Consider the following 22165-nt stretch of genomic DNA (forward strand, 5'->3'; position numbering starts at 1 on the left):
ACCTCAATTATTATTTTCGTATTTCACTATGTCTGTATCTAATTTTATCTCTTTATCTTTAAAAGTAGATAAAATAACATCAACATCAAATGATAATGTTGTATGAATAGTTGTATTCTCAACTTTTGTGCCTATTGGAGTCTTAGTATTATTTATAGATTCAGTTTTTTTGTTAAAATATCCATTAGAAGACATAGTGTAAATATCAACCTGTGACCCTCTAACATTATAAATAATAAAATCTTTTATTATTATTTTATCTTTTATAAAAACCCCATCTTTTCGTGTAAAATCTGTACTTAATGATAAGTTTTTAATTAATTTTTCTTTAAAAACATTTAATGCCTTATCGGGACTCTTAATAGATATATAACCTTCATCATTTCCTAATTCAATCTTATCTACTTGAGAATATGCTGCAAGTTGTGCATACTGCAGTCCATACTGGATATTGGTCCCTTCTAGATAATATACTGCTCTCCAAATCCCAATTACTGCGACTTGGAAAAGAAGCAAACCAATTACTACTTTTATCGTTACACTTCCTTTATGTTTCCTAACTTTCTTTATCATGATAAAGCTATTGACTCCTTGTCCATTTTCACTCTCTTATATCCATTATGTTCCTGTTGTGTGCTTACTAACATATCATACTCAATTACTAGGTTAATATCTTCTCCCCACCTAACTTTCTTATCAGTTGCTTTTATATTAATATTTTTAAACCCCTTTTCCTTCAATTCATTTGTAAGTTTAATTTTATTACTACTTGTTAGGTATCCATCCTTTATCATAGTCATAAAATATTTTCTATAAATCTCCTCTGAATTTAATTTGCCGAATGTTACAGGAAATGCTGTCCAAATTACTGCTATAATTCCTATTGCTATAGGAATAGTAGCTATGAATAAAAGTAGCTGAGATCCTTTATGCTTTTTATTCATAATAACCTCCTTTGATAAATAATAAGTACCTGGAATAATCCAGATACTTATTTAATAATTATCTATATTTATTTGTCATCTATTCAAAGTGATTCTACTTAATAACCCCTTTAACATTTGTTTCAACCCATGTCCAAAGATCAGCTATCAGCTTATCCCCTTTACCTGATAAAATTAGGTACATTGATGCACCTATAGCTATTACAAATAAAAATTGTAATAGCTCTCCACCTTTATGTTTTCTTAAATTCACCTTATTAACATATAGGCTTGTTATTACTTTATTTTTTAAACTTTCTATTCTTTTTATCATTTTAACTCCTCCTAAAATATATACTAAATAAGATACCTGGATTAAATCCAGGTATCTTATTTAGTAACTCCTTTAACCATTGTTTCAACCCATGTCCAAAGATCAGCTATAAGTTTATCCCCCTTACCAGACAAAACTAGATACATTGATGCACCTATAGCTATTACAAATAAAAATTGTAATAGTTCTCCACCTTTATGTTTTCTTAAATTCACCTTATTAAAATATTGATTTCTTATTACCTCATTTTTTAAGTTTTCTATCATTTTTATCATTTTACTTTCTCCCTTCTAATGTATAATTTTATATGTTATATCTGTCATAGTAGCAGACATTATAAGCAATAATAATATTCCAGCACCTAGGAAATAAAAGTACTGATATCTTTCACCAGTACTTTTTATCTTTGCTATTTCCAACTTATGATAAGCTTCATTTCGTTTTTCTAATTGTCCTAAATGCCCTTCTATAGACTTTTCTAATATACCCGTTTTTAGATATGTTTTTATTGCTTTAACAAAAGCTCTAACTTCTGGATAATCAAAATTTGCCTTTAACTTTTCTAGAGCTTGTTCATTCCTACCTGAAATTTTCATTTGCAATGCTGCTATCTTTAATTCATTTTTAAATCTAGAACACCTAGTTGCTACCTCCGCTGAAGATGAAATTGCATCTGGAATCTTATTATTTCTTTTCTCTTTAAACTTAAGTGTTCTATATACATCTTCAAGATCTAAACTAATCTCCTCTCTTTCCTTTCTCTTATTAGATTTTAATAGTACATCTATAATTAAAAATCCTGGTATGGATAATATAGTTCCAAATAAAATACCATCTGCCTTTAGTCCTATGAAAAACGATAATACTAAAAGACTTATTTTATAAACTACATAAGTTACAGGATTAAGTCTCAATCTATTTCCAGTTCTATTTAATTGATTTTGTGTTTTAGCAAATGGAAGCTTTAGTATTACCTTTTTTATCTCTTCCTTAAATTCTTTTTGTTCATTTATGCTATCTATACTATTTAACTCTTTAATTAACTTTCTCTGAATTTTATTTGGACCAGATAGAACTAAATAAGCTGTAACAAAAATACATGTGTATATAATTAGTATTAGAATATTTGTCATAACCTGCCTCCTAATATTTAAATTTCTCTGAGTCAATATAAAATTTAAGATTACTAATAAAAACACCTCCAAAGTAAGCTACTACCAACTTACCTGGAAGTGTTTCTAATACAATATACTTAGCATTTGGAAAAGCAGCCATACAAGGTATCATAGTCGCCACCATAGCTCCAATTAATACCATAACTGCTTTATTAGCTTTTTTAACCTCTACAATTCCTTCTTGTTTTAACTTAAAATAACTTGAGAATGCTTTTTCTGCATCTGAAAACACTTGCACATAGTCTCCATTTTCTTCTCTAGCTTGTGATAAATTATAAAGTAACTCCTTAAATCTGATACTACTGGTTTTATTCATAGCATTTGTAAAAGACCTATCTACGCTTATTCCTCCCTCTAATTCATTCGTTAATCCTCGTATTACTTTCTTTATGGGCCCCTCCTCCATATCCTCATAAGTATTTTTTAATATATATATTAAATTATTATTAGTTTTTGCTTGAGCGAGTCCAGTAGTTATTAGTACTTCCATATTATCATCTATTTTTTGTTCATTTATATTTGATAATTTACATAAGATTAAAAATGGAGTCATGCCACCTAAAACAATTCCCTCAATTTGTATAAATATATTATTTATAAAACTTCTAAGTAATATAAATATGATTAATCCACATAAAAATGAAGCAATTATAAAAGTAAAGTAATTTAATATACATATATCATTATTTACCTTTGCTCCTTTTATTAGCTCTTCTATTTTGACTACTAATCTATTTCTTTTTCTTTTTATATAGTCTGATTTTATACCTTTTTTAAAATAATTCTTATGCTTATATTCTATAAAGTTTAATATATCATCATTTATAACCTTATATTTTTCGTTACTTAATATAAGATAGGCTATAATGAAGATACATGCAGATACTATCCCCTTTAAAATAAGCTGCATTACTCCTCCTCCTATCCATTATTTTTCATATTGTAATACTTTTTCTTTCTTTTTACTGTTTCACAGCTTTCTCCAGTTCTAATAAACTTTTCTTCATCTACGTTATATTCAAAGATAGGATAATAAACTACATCACCTTTTTCATGATCATATTCAATCTCAACTGTTTCTAGACATTTATAGTCGTTCATATAAATTACACATGTCATGGTGCTAAATATTTGCTTATATGTTTCTTCGCTCAAGTTTGCCTTTGCATATTGAGCATACTGTGTTGCTTTAGTTATCATTTTTTTAGGATCATCTATATGCATAGATGTAATCACCTGGTGTCCTGATAATCCTGCATTTAAGAAATAAAATGTTTCTTCTCCTTCTAATTCTCCTATTACAAAAGTTTTAATTCTTTGTTTCATTGCTGCTCTTGTTAAATCAACCAAACTACCTCCACTCATTTCATCATGTATATCTTCAAAATAAATATTATTTTTCTCTGAATGTAATTCAGGATCACGTTGTATTATAAGAGTATCAATATCCTCTTGTATTTCTTCTATTAAAGCGTTAATATGATTAGTTTTTCCAGCTCCACCTCTTCCAATAAACATCATATTTATTCCTGAATGTAAATTTTCTATATAATATTTTTTCATTTCTTTATTTAGCATACATAATGAAATGAGTTTATCATATGTCTTTTTTCTTCTTGGGGTTTTAGCAAACAAAACATTAGCATTTCCTTTTCCATCAATTTCTTTATTAGTTATTGTAATTCTTAATATTGAATCCTTACATCTAAACTTATCAGTAACCTGTACCTGTGCTGTAGCTTGATTTAACTCTCTTCCATTCCGTGAAGCTATATATTCTACAAAGGCATTATAAGATTCTCTATTTTCAAATTTCTCACTTGAATCAAAATAATGCTTTACCTTGCCTTTACTATTAATATAAACTATCTTTGTCAAATTCCTACTTATAAGCCTAACTTCTTGTACATCAGAACTATCTAACAAATCTTGATAAACATAATATGAGTATAAATAATTATTTATATTTTTAATAAGATCTTCCCTAGTATATCCCACCAAACTTATTTCTTCTTTATCTATATAATCAATTATTTCACTTTCTAATGCGCTCTCTAATAGCTTACCACTTTGTATATCCTGTGCTAATGCTCCTCTTTCTCTTGTTAGATAAACGATAATTTCATCAACAAGTGATGCCAGAGTCTCTGTTCTATTTAATTTTTTCTTTTCTCTAACACTATTTAAATTTAAAAACTTTATATCTCCCATTTAACCTTTCCTCCTAAATAGTGTAAGTCTTTGTTTTTGACTTTTTAAAATATATCCTAATCCTTCTAAAACTTTTCTTATTTCATTCTTATTATCATTACTACTGGCTTTCAGATACCCTTTCTGTTCATTAATTACTTTATTAATATTCTCATCCCATGTGAGATATCCTAATACCTTATAGTCTTTAAGCAATTGATTTAATATTTCTTTACTTAAGGAATATGATGATATATTATTAATAACTAAACTTACCTTACTTATATCTATAAATGATCTTAGTGATGAAAATATATGCTTTAAATTCCTAATAGATATAAAGTTCGCATCAACTGAAGTAACTACTCTACTTGCCTTCTTTAAGGATATAAAGGTTGCTGTATTTTTTATATATGGATTAACATTAATTATTACAACATCATAAATTTCCTTGGCCATATCAATTATTTTTTCATAATAATCACTTGGAATTCCTTCTTCTTTTATAAGATCAAATAAACCAGTCATAATATGATAGTTTTTATCTCTTATAATAAGCTCCTTAAATATCTCATAATCTAATGCCCCCCTATCTAAGGCTGATATTATTGCTTCTAGACTAGTTTGTTTCCCCGAATCATATTTACTTTCTATTTTAATTTCTTTTGTTACAGCTGATAATAGATCTAACGATGGAGTTATTGTATCAAAATCTATAACTAATGTTTTTAGATCTGTTTCATTAGCAATGGTCTCTGCCATCATTATTGAAAATTGAGCTGAAGACAATGAGTTATCTGAATAACATGCTATTACTTCTTGCTTTACTATAGTAGATTTAATTACTTGTTCTTTAATAACTTCTGTTTCCTTTACAATTTTAACTTCTGGCGTAGATATTAAATTATAATCAAAGCTTTCAGGATAATTCTTAACATAACTTTCTATCTCATTAACTATTTCATCTTTACCAATGTTATTTAAGCTAACAAACGCATTTACATCTTGTGCCACCAAGGCACTAACTAACTTTTTTTCTTCAAGTACCTCACTTGTTATTATAATAACCTTTATATTCTTTCTTTGAGCAATCCTTGATATATCTATCAATGATTCTGCTTTTTCATTATCTAATAACCTATTAATTATTAAATACTCTGTGTCTATGTATTTAAGTAAATCCTTTAATACATTCAAATCACTTTCCTCATCAACAATTTCTATATCAAGTTCTTTAAACTTATCTTCTAATTCTTTGTTACCTAATGCTAGGAATACTTTACTCAATATAAACACCTCTTTATTATTATTAAAAAAATAAATAGATCAGTAATAACTGATCTATTTATCATATTTGTATAATCCGTACATCTCAATCGTTGAGATAATAAGTTGAGGGTATCCTGGATCTGTCGCATATCCTCCAGCTCTTAAAGCATGTGCAGCATCTCTATAGTTTGTTGCACTTCTAACACCTGCAAAATTGCTTTGCATAAGTACTTTAGAATGATCCTCTATACTTTCTTCCCAAGAATTATAAGCTCTGAATCTAGCTGTAATATAGTATTTAGATCCATCTCCTTTATATTCTGCAGTTAACATTTCTACAAAAGCCCCTTTCCATCCAAAGGCTTTTATACCAAACAAATTATTAGCTTTTGCTGTAAGTCCTGATTTTCCCCATCCTGATTCTAAAATAGCTTGTGCTATAGTTATCGATGGTATTACATTATATTTTTTATACGACTCTACAGCTCCAACTGATACTTTTTCCACAAACTCTGATTGTCCTCCAGTAAATTCTTCTGGGGTTACCAAGCCTCCACTTCCCCCCCCTGTAAATATCATATCTTCTTTAACATCATCATTTAAATAACTAGCAGCTGAAGCTAAAATAACCTCTGCTGCTTTTTCTACATCTTCATCCTTGTGTCTTTTAGATATTATAGCTTTTAATCCGTCCCAATCCTTGTCTATTTGCTCCATAGACTTAATTACTGGCTTAGTTACAGTGATTTTTTCGTTTTCCTTTTCTAATGTTTCAGTACTATTTTCATAAGATATTTGAAAAGATGATTTAATTCCCTGGGCATTAGTCAAAAAGAATGCTTCTTCTTCTTTATGCTCTACTTTAGTTTCTTCATATTCATTACATACATATATCTTTTTCTCATCTTGAACAAATATTTTATCTCCTTTTTTATATGTGTTTGCATTAGGTTTAGTACTAATAATCTCTATGTTATCCAGTACATCTATCTCTTCACACTCTTCCTCAAAATCAAATCTATTAACTTTAACTTTATATTCTCTTATCGTTATTATTTTATCTGTCTTATAAGATAACCTCGGCCATAATTCTTTAGTTGCTATATCTATTTGTTTCTGTAACCCTTCATATGAATAATCTTGCTCATTTCCAATTGAATCTTGCAATGCATTTATATATTTAACATATGAAAGAATGAATTGATACTCTAATTTAAATCTCCTATCTGTTCCATAATAGTCCTTCATATTATTAGAAAGATCTTCTATATTAGATTTTGCCTTTTCTATTAATTCATTATTCTCTGTATCAGTTAATTTGTCAGATAGTGATCCACTAGAAAAATACATACTAATCGATGCCATAAAAACAATAAGCATTGTCATTATAAGTGTTATTGGTAGTGTTCCAATTAAAAGCTTTATAATAGCCTTTCTAAAGCTATTATTTTTATATGTCCGGGTCTTCATTACGTTCCTCATACTTAAAATCAAGTGTTTGTCCGTTAGAAATCTTATTTTTTTCTAATTCTTTTTTATCATAATATTTCTTTTCTTTATTTGTAATACTTTTTTCTTTTTGTAACTTTAATGACCTTTCTATATTAATATCTGGATCTTTTATTGTATTTTCTGTACTACCAACTTCAATCTCCATTCCATTCATTTCACTAAAAACTTCATTGTTATCTTCCTGGTTATTATATATTTCTTCATTATTACTATACCTTAAGGAATAGTCTTTATTAGATGCATTATTAATTGGATTATTAACATATCCGGACTCTTGAGTATTATCTTTATTGTTCTTAAGAGATTTTGTTAAATATCCTGCTGGATTTTTTATAGTATTGTTACCATTGATTCTCTCCATATCTGTAAGCACTTTTTTAACATTTTGTTGACCATACTCTTTAATTAAATTATCCATAAATCCACTGTTATAATTCTTACCATACTTAAGGTTAAATCCATCAACTAAGGACTTACTCATATCAGTTTCATTTATATCTTTAAATTTTGGAAGTTCTAAATTTCTTGGCTTTTCTTCTGATAATGTCCTTAACTTAGTAGGTCTAGTTAAATTATTAGTAGCTAAAGCATCTCTGGATATTAACTCTTCTAAATTTCCGCCTTTAGACTCTATATCCCTAATTTGATTAGCTACTGCTAACTTTTCACGCTCTTCAAACTTAGGCAGATTCATTTTCTCCCTATTCATAACTCTCTTTACCCATGAAGAATACTCAACATCAGTACCCATTCTCTTTGCTTTCTCTTCAGAATTATTCATTGATTTTTCATACCTTTGCTCTAATATTCCTTCAGCTACTTTTAATAATCTTCTTAGATTATTATTTATATCCTTTGTATTGTTTTCACTAGCTTGTTCATGTCCATTATTATATTCCATCACTTCCGTTTCTTGTTGAGTATTATAATCTCCATTATTAGTGTTCTTATTTTTATTTACTCCAGTTTGATTATTTGTTCCATTTGACTTACTTGAATTCTTGTTGCTTGATTTACTATTACTTGACTTACTACTACTCTGATCATCATCTTCATTTCTTCTTTTCCTCCAATTTTGAAATCCATTTTCTATACTCATATCCCTTCTTAATTGCCTATTTATCCTTTCTGGATTAGGCTGTCTAGCAGCATTTGTAAATTTAAAATATCCCTCTAATATCTCACTTCTCTTATACCACACCATTCCTAAACATGTTACTTGGACTAATGCTACAATTAAAAGGCCATATTTATCAGATAACTGGTAAGTTGCTAGCATGAAGGAGAAGACTACCGCAATAACTAAAGACATAACTGCCTTCATGCTTCCATACCCTATAACTTTTTCTACCCAATTCTTTAAGGTATTAAATCCAAACCGTGGTATAAGAGCCATTAAAAAGACTATTGGTGCAAACATAGCAAATAATATCATTAAAAATTGATATCCTATCATTAATAAACATAATAATATAATTGCTATTGCAACGATAAGGAATATTAAAAAATATATAATGCTTAAACCTAATCTTGAAAGCCCTAAACTAGGTTGAAAATGAATATCATCTTTTGCTATATCATCGATTACTTTCTGTCTATCTTCACTCTCTGGAGCTAAATTCAATACTTTATCTTCATTTTTTTCTGCAAATTCAGTATTACCAAACTCAAAAATTTGCCAAGGCTTATGGACAAACATAAGCCATAAGTTGGTTGATATAGCTTCTGTAGCACTTGAGGATTCTTTTCCGTTATTAGTTGCTTTAAATGTACCTTCAAGGGCAGCATGACCTATTCCTTTAGATATATCATCTACCCCTTTTAACATTTTGTCTGGGATTCTAAAAAATGAAAATGCAAATACTAATACAAATATTGTCTGAAATATAGCCATTATAACTTGAGTTCTTTGACTCCTGAACATCTTTATGATATAAAATATACCTATTAACCCTATACATAGTAAAGATAACTCCTCAAATATTCCTTGCTGTAGGTTTGAGACTATGCTATTTATTGAAGAACCAAATATATCAAAAAAACTTATTTCAAAGCAATAATAAATTATTGCTATAACTATCTGGGCTAAAATAACCTGTAATCCAAATATTAGATTGGCAAGCATATTAAATATTTTTCCGCCCCAAGCCTTAAACATTCCTGTTTCCTTAATATCTAAGTAATAATTATCTTTAAATTTTGTAAAATATTTATTATCTTTATAATTATATAGGTTACTTATAGATGGTAGCATGGCTTCTTTGGGATTGGATCTTTCTTCTGATAAAGCACTCTTAGGAAGAGAAAAGAATGTAAGTATAAATACAATTACTAAAATTAACTTACATTTCTTCATATTCATCATTCTCTACTTTATCTGGATTAGTATTAAATGCTTTATATATTAAGTGTTCAAATACTGCATCAAACTTTAGTATCCCTACTCTTCCATCAAGGTCCTGGAATAGACAGTGTCCATTTTCAAGACTCCTAACAATATCTATATTTTCCTCAGTTTCTTCAAGATCTAGGAATTCAAGTACGCTTCTAATCTCATTTATTTCTGTGGCTTTAAAACAGAATTTATATGATATATTAGTTTTAACCCCTTCTGCTCTCATATCTTTAGTAGATTGTGATATAAAGAAACATCCTGAGTTCAAAGCTCTCCCTTCTCTTATTAGAGCGTTCATCATTTGTTTTCCAGTAGATGTAGAATCAAGTGCCCATGCCTCATCAAATAAAACTATTTTGAAAATTCTTCTATCCTGATGTATAAACTTCCTAGCAAAAGATGCTATGGGTAGCATTAAAACAGTAGATAAAACTTCCTCCTGAGTATATTCATCTTTAGGTTTATTAGGGTCTGGCATATTTAAATTTTGAATCTGTAACACATTAATTTTCTTTTTAAAATCTAATCCTTGTTCCGTACCATCACCAAATAATAAACCAGCCATAGCCATGTTTTTTAACATAGATATTTTTCTTCCTAACTTACGTGCTATATCTTTAATTTCTATATCTTCTATACTCATTAATCTATCTGCTAATTTTAACATTGATGGATTTTCCTGTTTCTTAACCCACTCTATAGCTTCAAGAGCTGCTATATACTCATCATCTTTAGGTGTTATATTAAATAGCTCTGATAATATTGATATAGCTAAATAAGCAGCTTCCTCTAAATTATCCCTATAAATTAAAAAAGGATCTAACTTCCCCTTATCTTCAACGGCTGATGAAAGGGTAATTATATTAATCTGATCCTTAAATTCTGGTAGATCATCTATCCAATTGCTTCTTTCCCCCTTAGGATCCAGAACCAATCCATTTGCTCCATATAATACACTTAAATAGAATAGTAAGTTGGCTGCAAAAGACTTTCCTCCTCCTAATGTCCCATAAAAACCACCTGATGCAGATCTATTCAACTTTGTGGCCCTAGAAACATCTAAATACACATTTTTTTGTAGTACCCCTGTTGTACCTATATATGGTCCTATGTTATCTCCGAGTAATCTTGTTGCACCTATAATCCCACCAGCTAAAGTCCTCGGCGGTAATCTCTGTATATAGTCCCTAACATATCTTTCTGTTCCTGGTATACTTTCCATAAACAACTTCATTTGGTCAGTTAAAGGTCTTTCCAAAATGAAATTATTATCTGTGTAAATTTCCTTTATAAAGTCTACCTTTTCTTCTAATTTTTCTCTTGAATCTGCAGATAAACAGAAAGTTATACTTGTATCTGATACCGGGGATCTACTTGCCTTTAATTCAGATTCTAGTTCATTTGCATATATTCTAGAATCTGCAAGATCCTCTGGTAAATCATCATCACTGTCAATTATGTGTTCAATCTGGTCCTTAATCTCTTTCTTCTTACCTTCAATTTTCCTAATACTCTGTTTATGATCTATAGTAGATATCCTTATTATAACTTCTGTTTGCAATGGATAGTCTTGTAGAGCTAACAACCATTCATTACCTGGGAATAAGATTCCATCAGGTATGTGTGATAGTGCTAAAAATGTTTGATATGATGTCCCTTCATCTTGATGTATTTTAATAAATCTATTTTCTGTTAAGTCTATTAGTCCTTCAGTAAGAGTAAGTATCTCTCTTCCTGAAGCTCTAATAACTTTTTCGCCATTCTTGATAACTTTTTCAGAATATGGAGTCCAGTAACTTTTAGACTCTGTGATATTTTCTAATTCATCTTTTTTACCTATAGCTATATTTTTCTCATAATTATTTACCGAACTTAACCCTTTTAATGTGAAATTATCAAGTCCTCTAAAGAATGGTCTCCTTATAAGCCACTCAACATCATTATCATTACACTTCTTTAAGGCTACTCTTCTATCTTGTTTCCTTAAAAACTCATTAGACATCTTAAGAAACATTTGTATATCTTTTTCATATATGTCTTTATATCCTGTTCCAAAGAGTTCATCTATAGCTTGACTAGGTTCTTTAATAAAGTACTTTAAAGTATCCTTGATATCATTAATTAAGCTATCACCCATCTTTAGCTTTGTTACTACATAAACTTTATAATCATTGGAATTTCCCTTCTTTTTAATACCTTCTTCCAAATATGATTCTGTCTGAATGGCATGTGCCTTTGCTGCCTTATAAAGTAAATCTTTTTTATCTAAACTACCTATTAAATTACCATAATGCTTTTTTACATCTTGACTTACAGGAACTATATATATTGCCGCTTCCTTACCTATATTACTAATAAACCTAGCCATTGAATTGAGTATGTTTTTTTTACCCTTTATAGACTTAAAATCATAATTATATCCAATTAGCTTAAAACAAGCCCAACATTCATTTCTCTGCTCATTAAAAATAAAATTATCTTCAAAATATCTTATTGGAAACTCGTACAACTACTTACACCTCCTTCTTTATTACTTCATCTGTCTTATTAACAACGCTATATCTTCTAAAAAGTACTGGACTAGTAAATCTAATTTTTTTATATTGTTCTACAGGTTGAAACCTACAGTAATATTTAGGCGTTATTATATACACACAATAATCCCACATAAATTTATGTGGCAACTTCCCATCCAGCTTTATGCTAGTAAAAAATTTCATCAAGATAAATGGAACTGCCAAAAATTTAATTACGAAATGTAAATTATTAAAAAATGGAAGAAACTTTACTAATATAAATGTAACCACTATGCTTAATGCAAAATATGCTAACTCATTAATTGCTATTGGCACTAATAACTTTAGTCCATCTATGCTATAAATCTTTCTCTCTATATTCCATACGCTACCATAGGTTCTTAATACTATTTCTTCATTTTCATTCATAAAAAATTGGATAGATAGAAATATACTACCTATCCTTTCTCCCCCCTATCCAAAAATTACATGAGTTAAATATTCTCCTATAGTCTTTAATAGTGTAGGGTTGTACACTATTGATATTATAATTGCAGATATAGCTATAGCTACTGCCATTTGTGTAAATTTCTTTTTTAGTATGAATGTCCCTATGATTACTGCAGCTGCTGCCATAACTAGAGCTTGAGCTCCACTTAGCACCCAATCCGAAGCATTCTTAGCATATTTATTTTCAGCAGCCAAAACTGTTGTACTATTAACTAAAATTAGAATAGTAACTGACGTATAAATCACTTTTAATCTTTCCCTCATTTTGGTAAATAAACTTATATGTTTCATTAATTATCCTCCCCTAAATTAACGGTCCTTGTATTTAAGTCCTTTATATAGTACCTACTATCTTTATTGGTTATAGTTATGTGTATCTTTTGCTTTACTTCCTGTTTAGTTTCTAAGTCTTCTAAATTAAAAGATACTAAAGCTAGATAATCCTTATCTTTACTGTAAACTCTTAATTCACTTATATTTCTGAATCTAAAGTTTCCGTTTAAGCCTTCCAAAGACTTTTGAGTATCAAATAAATAGTACTTAATTTCTCCTTCTGTACCTTCACAATATGTCTTTAGAAAGTTATTAAGCATGTCTTCTATAGATCTAGCTACACTTGTATCTACAGTATTATCATTATATTGATTTATTTCTATATTTGCAGAATTAGGTCTAGCAATTAAAAATGGTATATCTTCAACTAAATATAATCCTTCATTTTCTCTAATCGGTACCCTTATAAATAAATCTTTTTCTATATTTTTTTCTACATATTTTACTTTAACTCTCACATCTACATTAAATCCATTCTTGGAATAACTTTTAACATTAATTGCTGTTGAATCTAAAGCTTGTACCTCTCCATTTATAGACGTATTTAAAGAAGAAACTGCTATTTCACTCATATATTGAGCTACTCTTTTTCTATAGTCCTCTCCTTTGTTTTGTTTATACGTAAAGAATTCTTTTGCAAAAATTTCAGCAAAGGCAGAAGCCCCCCTTCTTTTGTCTATACTTATATTGTTATTAGTCAAACTAGTGTTTACATCATTTAATATCTTTTTTGATTGATTAGGTCTTATGATGCTTACAACACCTCTTATAAATAAAAATATAAGTATGGTCCATAATAATACTCTTAATACTTTTTTAGGTACCATAGATTTTATCTTTTTTACCTTAACTATCTGTTTCATATTATCACCTCCTTTCAAGGGCAAAAATAAAACACTACTTAAAAAGTAGTGTTAACCTTTTATAATATCTACATCTTTTCTTTTGCACTTTATTATTGCTAAATTAGACTTCTTATTATTAACCTTTACAGTTTTCTTTATTACAATTTCTCCTGACCTAACATCAAAATATTCTTTTATTCTCTCGTCTGTTCCAATCATATAACTGTACTCTGGGACAAGTTCAACTATATCTCCCTTTCTTATATCTTCACATAAATCATCCCTAATCACCCTGGCCTTCAAAATTACACCTCCTTATCTATAAACATTAATATTTAATTGTAAACTAAAACTTTTAGGCAAATCTGCAGGTCTAGCACCAACTTTTTCATCATATACAAGTTTATTACCTTTAACATTAAATGCATTAATACTTGAAAAAACTGCTCCTTGAGTTGAAAGAGTTCTTCCCCTACTTAGTTGTTTTATATCCATATCATGTTGTACTCTTAAATCTTCTGAACTTATGTCATAGAAATCTTTATTTTTCCTCTTTTCTACTATGTTATTAACCTTCTTTTTTCGTCTATTTTCTAAACTTTCATTTTTTCGTCTTTCCTTTTCCTCTTTGAACTCTGTCTTATATTTGCAATTTAGTACCTTCGATATGTATTGCTTAGACACCCCTAAAAGCTCTGAGATTTCTACAGTATTTTTCTTAAGAGTAAAATATAAGTCCCCAATAATCTCTACTTTATCCATGATTCCCCTCCCACTTTATAATTACCTATATAAAAAAGCCACTAGTATAACTAGTGACTTTAGTTGACTTTTTGGGTAACAAATTTTGGACATAGTTTCTCCTATATACATACCATTTTAACAATAAATCTTGCTTAATAATTGCAAATTTGTTTCATTTATGTTTCATAAATGCTTTTAGTCCAATTATTACCTTAATACTAGTATATGTTTTTATTACTAACATGTCAATAGTTTGTGTTAGATTTCCAAACATATATATCTCTAATATATTCCAATTGTTTATAATTAAACTTATTGGGACTTAACGGAGGGAAAAAAGTGGACAATAATATTAAGACTAGCATTGGTGAAAGAATAAAATTTTTAAGACACGAAAAAGGATTAACTCAAAAAGAATTATCAAATATATGTCATGTTGATCGTTCTACAATAACTCAATACGAATCTAATCTTATATATCCTTCTCAAGATGTACAAAATATTCTTTCTAATTTTTTCAATGTATCATTGGATTTTTTAAATGGAACTAGCATTTTAAGATCTAAAAAGGTTTATAAACTTAACAATGATAGTTATATAGATGTGCCTCTATATAATATAAATAGTAATGAAATTATTAATAATATTTTACTCCCATCTGATAAAGTCGCTCTATCTAACTTTATGTTTGTATATTCTCCATGCGACTTAATAGATTGTAGGATTAATGTTGGTGATTTATTATTAATAGAAAAAGCCTCTACTTACTCTGATGGGGATATATTATTATTAAAATATAATAATGCTTTTATATTAGCAAAGGTATTAAACTCGCCTCCTAATATAATTCTTTATAATAATAATTTATTTAATAATGGATTCTTAACTATAAAAAATAGTCTAATCAATATCATTGGATCTGTAACAGAAGTAACCTTTAAAATTAAAAAGTAAGGATGTTAATAATAACTCTTAACATCCTTACTTTTTAATTTTAAAAATAAATTTTTTATACAACAGTCTTATTAAGTATAAAGTTAATAGGACGAGTATTATATCTGTAATTATATCAATTTCGTTACTTACAAGTTTTATCTGTCCTATTAAGAACAGAAGCAGTCCAAATATAACCCCTTTCATTGATAGATCAATATATGATGATATAGATTTTTTAAGTTTTATTCTTAATTTACTAATCATAATTTAGCACCTACTTTTATATTCATATCTATATAATACATCATTATGGTAAATAATTGAATATTGTTATATATAATTTTATTAAAAGAAGTAGAGACTCCTAATTAACCATTAGGAGTCTCTATTGATAATCCTTAACTTATATACTTATTAGAATTATACTTGTTCACAACTATAAATATAGTCCTCAAGTTTTTCTATAATTTTATTAACCCTCCTTGAGATAGTTGATTTACTCATATTAACAATGTCAACCATAGCTTGGTATTGTTTATTTTTTTTGTACCTTAATTCTATTATTTGTTTTTCTGTATCATCTAAAAAAAAATTAAGTATAAACTCAATATTGGAATTCTCCTCTGATATATCATTAACTTTAAGTTGCTTATCTAGTATCTTCTCATTATTTTCTTCTATTCTAGCAACAATAAAATCTTTTCTAGAGTTCATTACTCTTATATATTCTTCTAAGTTACTATTATTCTTTTTTAGAATATCTATTTCATATTTTAGTTTGTCTTGTATCTTTTTTTTATCATAATAATCTTTTATAATTTGTTCAACATCGTTCATGGTTACACTCCTAATAATTCCTAATCTAATAGTTCTTAATTATTAGTTCTCCATAACTCTTTCTTGCAGCTTTATCCCTCGAAACTGAATAAGTAACATCTACTTCCTCTATACTAAATTCCCTATATAAATCTCTTACAAATTCATTATCATTTAATGTAATAAGAAATTTTCCCTTTATACTTTTTAGACTTTCATAAAGTCTAATATGCTCCTCTGTCCCAAATTTATCCTTATATCCCTCGGTCTCGATATATGGCGGATCACAAAAGAAAAATGTTGTACTTCTATCATACTTTTCTATAATTTTAAAGCAATCTAAATTTTCTATATATGTATTAGACAATCTCTTTTTTATTTCTATAAGACAGTTTGTCTTAAAGAGTTTTGGTGATGGCTTACCAAGAGCACTATATCCAAAAGAAATACCCCTACTTGCGAAACTTTGAGCACTAAGATACATGAATCTAACTGCCCTCTGAACTTCTGTTAACTTAGAAAAATCTTGATCTCTATAATCATAAAAGTTGTCTCTTGACACAACTTCATATGATAATAACCTCTCAACTTCTTCTCCGTGATATTTTAACATCTTAAAAAGATTAATTAGTTCTTGATCTGTATCATTAATGACTTCCACTTTTGACGGCTCCTTACCAAAATAAACCCATCCTGCTCCAAGAAAAACTTCTACATAACAAATATGATCGCCAGGTATCATCTTTATTATATTTTTTCTTAATTTACTTTTTCCACCCATACGTGAAATTGGTGGATTCATCATATTATCATCTCCTACCCATTTGTTATTATGAGAGATTAATGATGAAAGATGATAAATTATATAGATTAAAGTTAAGTTCTCCCTCCTTTATTTAATACTTACGACATTTACCTTTATGCTACATTCTAAGTTCAGAGAACCTTTTCTTAAGTTCTACCATTTTTAATCCTATCACTTATGTTTTTGAGCACATAACAAAGTCTTTATCCTTCTCTCTGCCCATATAAAATCTGATAAATTTATATAGTCAGTCTTATTTACATACTTAAAAAAAGATTTCTTTAACCTGTCGTTATCTTCAAAATATACTATACTTTTATTTTCAGCTTTTCTTATATCTTTAATTTCTAATCCAATTGCAACCAAATATACTATTAAGTCCTTATCAGTAATACCTTTTAACTTCAAATTAACCCCCTATGAAGTAAATATTCTTAATTATGTTATATCACAACTTATATTACAATGATTCCCTACTTAGGTTCACTTATCATATGTTCAAGCACTTTTATGTATCAATTATGAATCAAAGCTGTATCATATGCTTAATCGGCGGTTAATTAATAAAATACTATTTATATAAATATAGTATTTCTTAAAGCTATTGAAAAATAAATCATTTAATTGTAAAATATTTACATGTAACTACCTTAATAATATTTATTAACCTCATAAATTAAGTCTAAAAAAATTTTTAGATTCATAAAAAATATTGATTAACTAAAAATCTTAAATATAGATGCTTTTATAATAGTTATGGCCAAGTTATAAGTAAAAAGATTTAAAATAAGAAGGGAGCTATATATAGATGGAAAGTAAAATTTTTTCTATAGGTGAAGTATGTAATTTATTAGACTTAAAATCCCATAATCTTAGATACTTAGAAAAAGCTCTGAACCTTAGTCCTGAAAGAGATAAATCATTTAACAGAGTCTATACTGAAACTGATGTTAAAGAACTCAAAAGAGTTATAAACTTAAAAAAATCTGGCCTTAACTATGATGCTATAAAAAAGATACTTAACGATGAAAAAGATATTGATATAAAAAGTGTGGAATGTGCCTGTACTATTACTGAAGAAAATATCCAAGAAAATTACGACCTTATTCCATTTGATAAGGTAGAAGTTTTAAAAAAGTTAATGAAAACTGTTATTAATGAAAGCTTAACTGAAAATTTAAATCCTAAACTTGAAGAATTATCAAACGACAACAAAGTTCTTAAAGATATTATAGAAAGGCAACAAAAAACTTACCTTAAGACCCAAGAAATGCACTTTAAAGATATTGATAATAAGTTCATTAAATGGAGAGAAGATAATTTTAAATCTGAAAAAAAATCTTTTTTTAAAACCTTATTTAAAAAAAGATAAAAAGATAAAAAGATTACATATCTAATGAAATAGACGATGGATCTCCACCCATCGTCTATTTTATTAGATACCTTTCGCAATACTTTTTATAAGTTCTAAACAGTAAATATAATCCCCTAAAGAACTGTGATCTTGAATCTTATCTACTCATTCATATGCTAGGGAATCACACAAACCCACCTTATTCCTCCTAACTTATACTTATAAAGTTTATTCTAATCTTGTAGATGTACTATTCCATAACATATTCTTATTGCCTTCAGTCTTATTTCTCTGGTTTATAAGTTTATAAAAAGTACTCTTTTTTAAGTTTAAAATTTTCATAGCTTCTACAGCTTTTATTTTTCCAGCTCTCCACTCCTGGTAAACTTCATTAAAATTTCCTGGCACCTCAATTTGAGGTCTCCCAAACCTTTTTCCCTTTAACTTAGCTATATCTATCCCTTCTCTTTGTCTTTGCTTTATCTTTTTACGTTCTACTTCTGCAACATAAGCTAATAAACTTAGAAACTGATCCTCCATTAACTTTCCTAGATCACCCATTTCTTTGAATTTTCTTGAATCAAATAAACTCTCATTTTCTAAAATTATTATATCTGCATCCAATTCTCTAGTTATGTACTTCCACTCTCTTATAATCCCATCATAAGTTCTTCCTAATCTATCTAATGAGTCCATGTATATTAAATCTCCTGACCTTATAAATTCCTTCATAAGTTGATATTTGGGTCTATCAAAATTTGCACCAATAGCTTTATCTAGAAAAATATATCTTTCTTCTATTCCTATATTTTTAAATTTTTCTATTTGTCTATCTTCGTTTTGATCTTTAGATGATACCCTCGCATATCCTAATATCATTTGCATCCTCCTATATACCTATTTTTTACATAACGTTCTAAAATATATATATTAATATTAAAACGTTTATAAAGTATTTTCAATATATTTTTGGACACTTTAAGAGCTAATTTAAAAATAGTCTAAAAAGTATACTTTTATGGAATAATTAATATAATAAAAAGGGCTAGTATTTTAAACTAGCCCTTTTTATTAAACTATAGTGTAATTATCTGATTTCTATGTAGTAAATTTCCCTTAATATTAAGAAAATAATATTCGACTTTTTTATTATCTTCTAATTTTTTCTCCCATTTTCTTTTACCACTAATCCAAAATTTAGAATATAGTAAAATCTCTTTTCCTACTAAGTGCTCAACAAGACTATCAAGTCTCCTATTTTCTACTTTTATCTGTATAGAAGGAATTTGATATTCGCTCCCTACTTTTTTAGCTCTTGGTGATTCTAATTCTATAGTGTAAAACTTATATTTTTCATTTGGCTCTATTATCTTTTTTACTATTCCAAATATTGCAATAGGATGATATGGTCTTTTTCTTTCTATATACCCATATAAATTAATGAATGAATCTATATCGTAATAAAAATTATTCCAACTTATATTGCTAACATTTCCCTTTCTATCACGAAATTTTAATATCACCTTAGAACTCATATCACTATTGCTCTCAAGAACACTTCTTAGCTGAAGCAATCTTTTCATTGTTGAGAAATAAGATTCTAACTTTTCTCCACTCTTTATAAACTCTTTTTCTTTATAATTTCCATTGCTTGTACTATCATCTTTATTATCTGAAGAACTATTCTGAAGTCTATCTATGCTATCTGATATTAAGTGAAGTCTAAGTTCAAATTTTCCTTCTTCTATATCACTTAATACATCATCACTCGATTCCTTAGCTACTACTTTTAATTGACCAACAGTATCATATTTGCAATTCTGATGATCATTTTCCTTACTTTTAAGTCTGAAGTATGGCTTAACATAACACTTTTTATCATTAATTTCTTTGTAATATCCATTTACATATGTTAACTTAACACCACAATATACGCATTTTAAGTCTTCTTTCATACTCTCATTAGCTTCTTCTATTTTTATTTTCGCTCCATTGTGTAGAGCTTCTTGTAACTTTATACCCATAAATTTATCATTCCTTTTATGCTTTTTCTATATATTACATAAGTAGTTAAATTTATATTCCATATATAAAAATATTTTTTATATATTGTATAAAAATATGTCTATGTTATAATAATATTAATAGAGGACAGCCGAGTGTAGGACTTGGCATTAAAAACTAAATGTGAATCTAACTATGAGAATCTATTGTGGGTGCAACCACTTAGATTCTTTTATCTTTTTGTGAATCCAAAGTAATGCATACTTCATTATCACCATCTATATCACTTTTCTTCTTATAACCAAATTTAAATTTATCAGGCCTATAACAAAAAAAGGCGAATATAGTAAAAATAAAGCTTAAGAATATACAAATTATAATTAAAACTTGCACAAACTCACTCATAGCCTCCCTCCTCCCACTGCCATTCTCAAACCCTACACTCGACATATTAAAGAAGGAGGTATATTCACATTTTAATCCTCTATTGGTAATATTATAACATAATATATGCTTTATATCTTATATTATAATAAAACACTGAATTAATAATACTTCTTCATATAAAATTAAGAGTTCAATAAAAACAAAATAAATGTATTTAATATAATTAAAGTTACAGCTAATTCTCTACACTCTTTTCTTATTCTTACTCTTTTCCACATAAAAGTTTCTATAAAAGTAAATAAAGATACTATAGACCCTGTTATAACAAACATAAAAATTGTTATTCTAAATAAATTAGAATTAATTGAAAATCCAAGATCCTTTAATGTCTTTGCATTGGATGTATTGTAGTATCTATAAGGTAAAAATGTCATAACTGTCATAAGTATAACACTTGCAATGAAAAACATTATTAATTCCTCTCTTTTGTTTTTCATTTCCTCAATATTATCTATTTCTATTAATTTATTCTTCACCCCTATCCCTCCATTAATTATGCTATATTAATATTTTCGTAATTTTATAGTTAAGTCTTGCCTCTATACTAGACTAAAAACTCACATATTGACTCCACTATACGAGTTACTAAGTTAAAAATTCCCTTAGGATATATTGCAAACATGATTATTACTGTCATACCCAATATACCTATTATCATCATAGTATATCTATTATGTTTATAACAATGCTTAATAGCTCTTATATACTCAAGAAATGCTACAAATAAAAATAAATAATATACCCCTATTGCAAGTAATTTAAATAAATTTTGATTTTGTGAAAATTCTAAGACTAAAATAGGTATAGCTAACGCAAGTAAAACACTCGCTATAATATAATGAATATCCTTACCCATATTGATATTTCTCCAATTTCTTCGCTTTTTTATTATTCTATAATAAATCCTTATTAACTAAATATACCATGTTTATATTTATACAATCCACTTTTTGTAGGATTAACTTTTTTAACTTTACATACTTTTATATATTCAAATAAAATCTTAACACTCATTTATTTTACCTCCTATATATACAAGGCTAGACAGAACCGTTAT

General features: G+C 27.9%; 27 protein-coding genes. 2 read left to right on the forward strand and 25 right to left on the reverse strand.

Annotated features, from left to right (window positions below; all coding sequences use genetic code 11):
- Positions 1-3 precede the first annotated feature (3 nt).
- The 16 genes from BR69_RS0112090 to BR69_RS0112165 all read right to left on the reverse strand — a co-directional run bounded on the left by BR69_RS0112090 (position 4) and on the right by BR69_RS0112165 (position 14764).
- A complete protein-coding gene (locus BR69_RS0112090; protein WP_027633426.1) occupies positions 4-573 on the reverse strand; it encodes a hypothetical protein in 570 nt (189 codons plus the stop codon).
- Positions 570-944: a hypothetical protein gene (locus tag BR69_RS0112095; RefSeq protein ID WP_027633427.1), complete on the reverse strand. Its 375-nt coding sequence runs from the start codon at positions 942-944 to the stop codon at positions 570-572. Before BR69_RS0112095 ends, BR69_RS0112090 begins: the two co-directional genes overlap by 4 nt.
- A 94-nt stretch (positions 945-1038) precedes the next feature.
- Positions 1039-1257 carry a hypothetical protein gene (locus tag BR69_RS0112100; protein WP_027633428.1) on the reverse strand — a complete coding sequence of 73 codons (219 nt, stop codon included), beginning with the start codon at positions 1255-1257 and terminating at the stop codon, positions 1039-1041.
- A gap of 56 nt (positions 1258-1313) precedes the next feature.
- Entirely contained in the window at positions 1314-1532 is a 219-nt protein-coding gene (locus BR69_RS0112105) for a hypothetical protein (RefSeq protein ID WP_027633429.1), read from the reverse strand.
- Positions 1533-1547: 15 nt separating this feature from the next.
- Positions 1548-2390 carry a type II secretion system F family protein gene (locus BR69_RS0112110; protein WP_027633430.1) on the reverse strand — a complete coding sequence of 281 codons (843 nt, stop codon included), beginning with the start codon at positions 2388-2390 and terminating at the stop codon, positions 1548-1550.
- A gap of 10 nt (positions 2391-2400) precedes the next feature.
- Positions 2401-3342, reverse strand: coding sequence for a type II secretion system F family protein (locus BR69_RS0112115; RefSeq protein ID WP_027633431.1), 942 nt, complete (start codon positions 3340-3342; stop codon positions 2401-2403).
- 11 nt (positions 3343-3353) lie between these two features.
- Positions 3354-4643 carry an ATPase, T2SS/T4P/T4SS family gene (locus BR69_RS0112120; protein ID WP_027633432.1) on the reverse strand — a complete coding sequence of 430 codons (1290 nt, stop codon included), beginning with the start codon at positions 4641-4643 and terminating at the stop codon, positions 3354-3356.
- Positions 4644-5909, reverse strand: a complete 1266-nt coding sequence (locus BR69_RS0112125) for a CpaE/TadZ family protein (protein WP_027633433.1) — start codon at positions 5907-5909, stop codon at positions 4644-4646.
- A gap of 54 nt (positions 5910-5963) precedes the next feature.
- Positions 5964-7361, reverse strand: coding sequence for a glycoside hydrolase family 73 protein (locus tag BR69_RS21210; protein ID WP_051623599.1), 1398 nt, complete (start codon positions 7359-7361; stop codon positions 5964-5966).
- Positions 7342-9759, reverse strand: a complete 2418-nt coding sequence (locus BR69_RS0112135; RefSeq protein ID WP_027633434.1) for a CD3337/EF1877 family mobilome membrane protein — start codon at positions 9757-9759, stop codon at positions 7342-7344. Before BR69_RS0112135 ends, BR69_RS21210 begins: the two co-directional genes overlap by 20 nt.
- Positions 9746-12307: an ATP-binding protein gene (locus BR69_RS0112140; protein WP_027633435.1), complete on the reverse strand. Its 2562-nt coding sequence runs from the start codon at positions 12305-12307 to the stop codon at positions 9746-9748. The genes BR69_RS0112135 and BR69_RS0112140 overlap by 14 nt, the downstream gene beginning before the upstream one ends.
- Positions 12308-12311: 4 nt before the next feature.
- A complete protein-coding gene (locus BR69_RS20495) occupies positions 12312-12743 on the reverse strand; it encodes a TcpE family conjugal transfer membrane protein (RefSeq protein ID WP_051623600.1) in 432 nt (143 codons plus the stop codon).
- A 45-nt stretch (positions 12744-12788) separates the two neighbouring features.
- Complete coding sequence (locus BR69_RS0112150; RefSeq protein WP_027633436.1) at positions 12789-13115, reverse strand: TcpD family membrane protein; 327 nt, start codon at positions 13113-13115, stop codon at positions 12789-12791.
- Positions 13115-14020 (reverse strand): conjugal transfer protein, encoded by a 906-nt coding sequence (locus BR69_RS0112155; RefSeq protein WP_027633437.1) that lies wholly within the window; start codon positions 14018-14020, stop codon positions 13115-13117. The genes BR69_RS0112150 and BR69_RS0112155 overlap by 1 nt, the downstream gene beginning before the upstream one ends.
- 51 nt (positions 14021-14071) lie before the next feature.
- Positions 14072-14305 carry a hypothetical protein gene (locus tag BR69_RS0112160; protein ID WP_027633438.1) on the reverse strand — a complete coding sequence of 78 codons (234 nt, stop codon included), beginning with the start codon at positions 14303-14305 and terminating at the stop codon, positions 14072-14074.
- A gap of 12 nt (positions 14306-14317) precedes the next feature.
- A complete protein-coding gene (locus BR69_RS0112165; protein WP_027633439.1) occupies positions 14318-14764 on the reverse strand; it encodes a hypothetical protein in 447 nt (148 codons plus the stop codon).
- A 321-nt stretch (positions 14765-15085) separates the two neighbouring features.
- On the opposite strand from BR69_RS0112165, the gene BR69_RS21215 reads away from it, so the two are divergent.
- Entirely contained in the window at positions 15086-15700 is a 615-nt protein-coding gene (locus BR69_RS21215; protein ID WP_051623601.1) for a helix-turn-helix domain-containing protein, read from the forward strand.
- Between the two features lie 27 nt (positions 15701-15727).
- On the opposite strand, the gene BR69_RS0112175 is transcribed toward BR69_RS21215, so the two are convergent.
- From BR69_RS0112175 to BR69_RS0112190, 4 genes are all read right to left on the reverse strand, one after another.
- A complete protein-coding gene (locus tag BR69_RS0112175; protein ID WP_027633440.1) occupies positions 15728-15946 on the reverse strand; it encodes a hypothetical protein in 219 nt (72 codons plus the stop codon).
- Between the two features lie 156 nt (positions 15947-16102).
- A complete protein-coding gene (locus tag BR69_RS0112180; RefSeq protein ID WP_027633441.1) occupies positions 16103-16519 on the reverse strand; it encodes a sigma-70 RNA polymerase sigma factor region 4 domain-containing protein in 417 nt (138 codons plus the stop codon).
- A gap of 25 nt (positions 16520-16544) precedes the next feature.
- A complete protein-coding gene (locus BR69_RS0112185) occupies positions 16545-17303 on the reverse strand; it encodes a DNA adenine methylase (protein ID WP_027633442.1) in 759 nt (252 codons plus the stop codon).
- Positions 17304-17474: 171 nt separating this feature from the next.
- Positions 17475-17711, reverse strand: coding sequence for a DUF5659 domain-containing protein (locus BR69_RS0112190; RefSeq protein ID WP_027633443.1), 237 nt, complete (start codon positions 17709-17711; stop codon positions 17475-17477).
- Between the two features lie 400 nt (positions 17712-18111).
- On the opposite strand from BR69_RS0112190, the gene BR69_RS21220 reads away from it, so the two are divergent.
- Complete coding sequence (locus BR69_RS21220; protein ID WP_051623602.1) at positions 18112-18675, forward strand: helix-turn-helix domain-containing protein; 564 nt, start codon at positions 18112-18114, stop codon at positions 18673-18675.
- 210 nt (positions 18676-18885) lie between these two features.
- On the opposite strand, the gene BR69_RS20510 is transcribed toward BR69_RS21220, so the two are convergent.
- From BR69_RS20510 to BR69_RS0112220, 5 genes are all read right to left on the reverse strand, one after another.
- Complete coding sequence (locus tag BR69_RS20510; RefSeq protein WP_051623603.1) at positions 18886-19536, reverse strand: recombinase family protein; 651 nt, start codon at positions 19534-19536, stop codon at positions 18886-18888.
- 197 nt (positions 19537-19733) lie between these two features.
- Entirely contained in the window at positions 19734-20681 is a 948-nt protein-coding gene (locus BR69_RS0112205; RefSeq protein ID WP_027633444.1) for a hypothetical protein, read from the reverse strand.
- A gap of 202 nt (positions 20682-20883) precedes the next feature.
- Positions 20884-21066: a hypothetical protein gene (locus BR69_RS0112210; protein WP_027633445.1), complete on the reverse strand. Its 183-nt coding sequence runs from the start codon at positions 21064-21066 to the stop codon at positions 20884-20886.
- A gap of 164 nt (positions 21067-21230) precedes the next feature.
- On the reverse strand, positions 21231-21584 hold the full coding sequence (locus BR69_RS0112215; protein WP_027633446.1) for a hypothetical protein: 354 nt from the start codon (positions 21582-21584) through the stop codon (positions 21231-21233).
- A gap of 68 nt (positions 21585-21652) precedes the next feature.
- Complete coding sequence (locus tag BR69_RS0112220; protein ID WP_027633447.1) at positions 21653-21964, reverse strand: hypothetical protein; 312 nt, start codon at positions 21962-21964, stop codon at positions 21653-21655.
- Between the last annotated feature and the right edge of the window lie 201 nt (positions 21965-22165).

The organism is Clostridium hydrogeniformans DSM 21757 (assembly GCF_000686705.1).
Taxonomy (GTDB): domain Bacteria; phylum Bacillota; class Clostridia; order Clostridiales; family Clostridiaceae; genus Clostridium_Z; species Clostridium_Z hydrogeniformans.

What these genes read in the sequence shown, in the direction of transcription:
- BR69_RS0112105 (WP_027633429.1), bottom strand. Translation starts at nt 1,532, where the DNA reads ATGATAAAAATGATAGAAAACTTAAAAAATGAGGTAATAAGAAATCAA.
- BR69_RS0112185 (WP_027633442.1), bottom strand. Translation starts at nt 17,303, where the DNA reads ATGATGAATCCACCAATTTCACGTATGGGTGGAAAAAGTAAATTAAGA.
- BR69_RS20495 (WP_051623600.1), bottom strand. Translation starts at nt 12,743, where the DNA reads ATGAATGAAAATGAAGAAATAGTATTAAGAACCTATGGTAGCGTATGG.
- BR69_RS0112115 (WP_027633431.1), bottom strand. Translation starts at nt 3,342, where the DNA reads ATGCAGCTTATTTTAAAGGGGATAGTATCTGCATGTATCTTCATTATA.
- BR69_RS0112205 (WP_027633444.1), bottom strand. Translation starts at nt 20,681, where the DNA reads ATGGGTATAAAGTTACAAGAAGCTCTACACAATGGAGCGAAAATAAAA.
- BR69_RS0112175 (WP_027633440.1), bottom strand. Translation starts at nt 15,946, where the DNA reads ATGATTAGTAAATTAAGAATAAAACTTAAAAAATCTATATCATCATAT.
- BR69_RS0112165 (WP_027633439.1), bottom strand. Translation starts at nt 14,764, where the DNA reads ATGGATAAAGTAGAGATTATTGGGGACTTATATTTTACTCTTAAGAAA.
- BR69_RS0112100 (WP_027633428.1), bottom strand. Translation starts at nt 1,257, where the DNA reads ATGATAAAAAGAATAGAAAGTTTAAAAAATAAAGTAATAACAAGCCTA.
- BR69_RS0112110 (WP_027633430.1), bottom strand. Translation starts at nt 2,390, where the DNA reads ATGACAAATATTCTAATACTAATTATATACACATGTATTTTTGTTACA.
- BR69_RS0112095 (WP_027633427.1), bottom strand. Translation starts at nt 944, where the DNA reads ATGAATAAAAAGCATAAAGGATCTCAGCTACTTTTATTCATAGCTACT.
- BR69_RS0112210 (WP_027633445.1), bottom strand. Translation starts at nt 21,066, where the DNA reads ATGAGTGAGTTTGTGCAAGTTTTAATTATAATTTGTATATTCTTAAGC.
- BR69_RS20510 (WP_051623603.1), bottom strand. Translation starts at nt 19,536, where the DNA reads ATGATATTAGGATATGCGAGGGTATCATCTAAAGATCAAAACGAAGAT.
- BR69_RS0112090 (WP_027633426.1), bottom strand. Translation starts at nt 573, where the DNA reads ATGATAAAGAAAGTTAGGAAACATAAAGGAAGTGTAACGATAAAAGTA.
- BR69_RS0112155 (WP_027633437.1), bottom strand. Translation starts at nt 14,020, where the DNA reads ATGAAACAGATAGTTAAGGTAAAAAAGATAAAATCTATGGTACCTAAA.
- BR69_RS0112120 (WP_027633432.1), bottom strand. Translation starts at nt 4,643, where the DNA reads ATGGGAGATATAAAGTTTTTAAATTTAAATAGTGTTAGAGAAAAGAAA.
- BR69_RS0112135 (WP_027633434.1), bottom strand. Translation starts at nt 9,759, where the DNA reads ATGAAGAAATGTAAGTTAATTTTAGTAATTGTATTTATACTTACATTC.
- BR69_RS0112220 (WP_027633447.1), bottom strand. Translation starts at nt 21,964, where the DNA reads ATGGGTAAGGATATTCATTATATTATAGCGAGTGTTTTACTTGCGTTA.
- BR69_RS21220 (WP_051623602.1), top strand. Translation starts at nt 18,112, where the DNA reads ATGGAAAGTAAAATTTTTTCTATAGGTGAAGTATGTAATTTATTAGAC.
- BR69_RS0112180 (WP_027633441.1), bottom strand. Translation starts at nt 16,519, where the DNA reads ATGAACGATGTTGAACAAATTATAAAAGATTATTATGATAAAAAAAAG.
- BR69_RS21210 (WP_051623599.1), bottom strand. Translation starts at nt 7,361, where the DNA reads ATGAAGACCCGGACATATAAAAATAATAGCTTTAGAAAGGCTATTATA.
- BR69_RS0112150 (WP_027633436.1), bottom strand. Translation starts at nt 13,115, where the DNA reads ATGAAACATATAAGTTTATTTACCAAAATGAGGGAAAGATTAAAAGTG.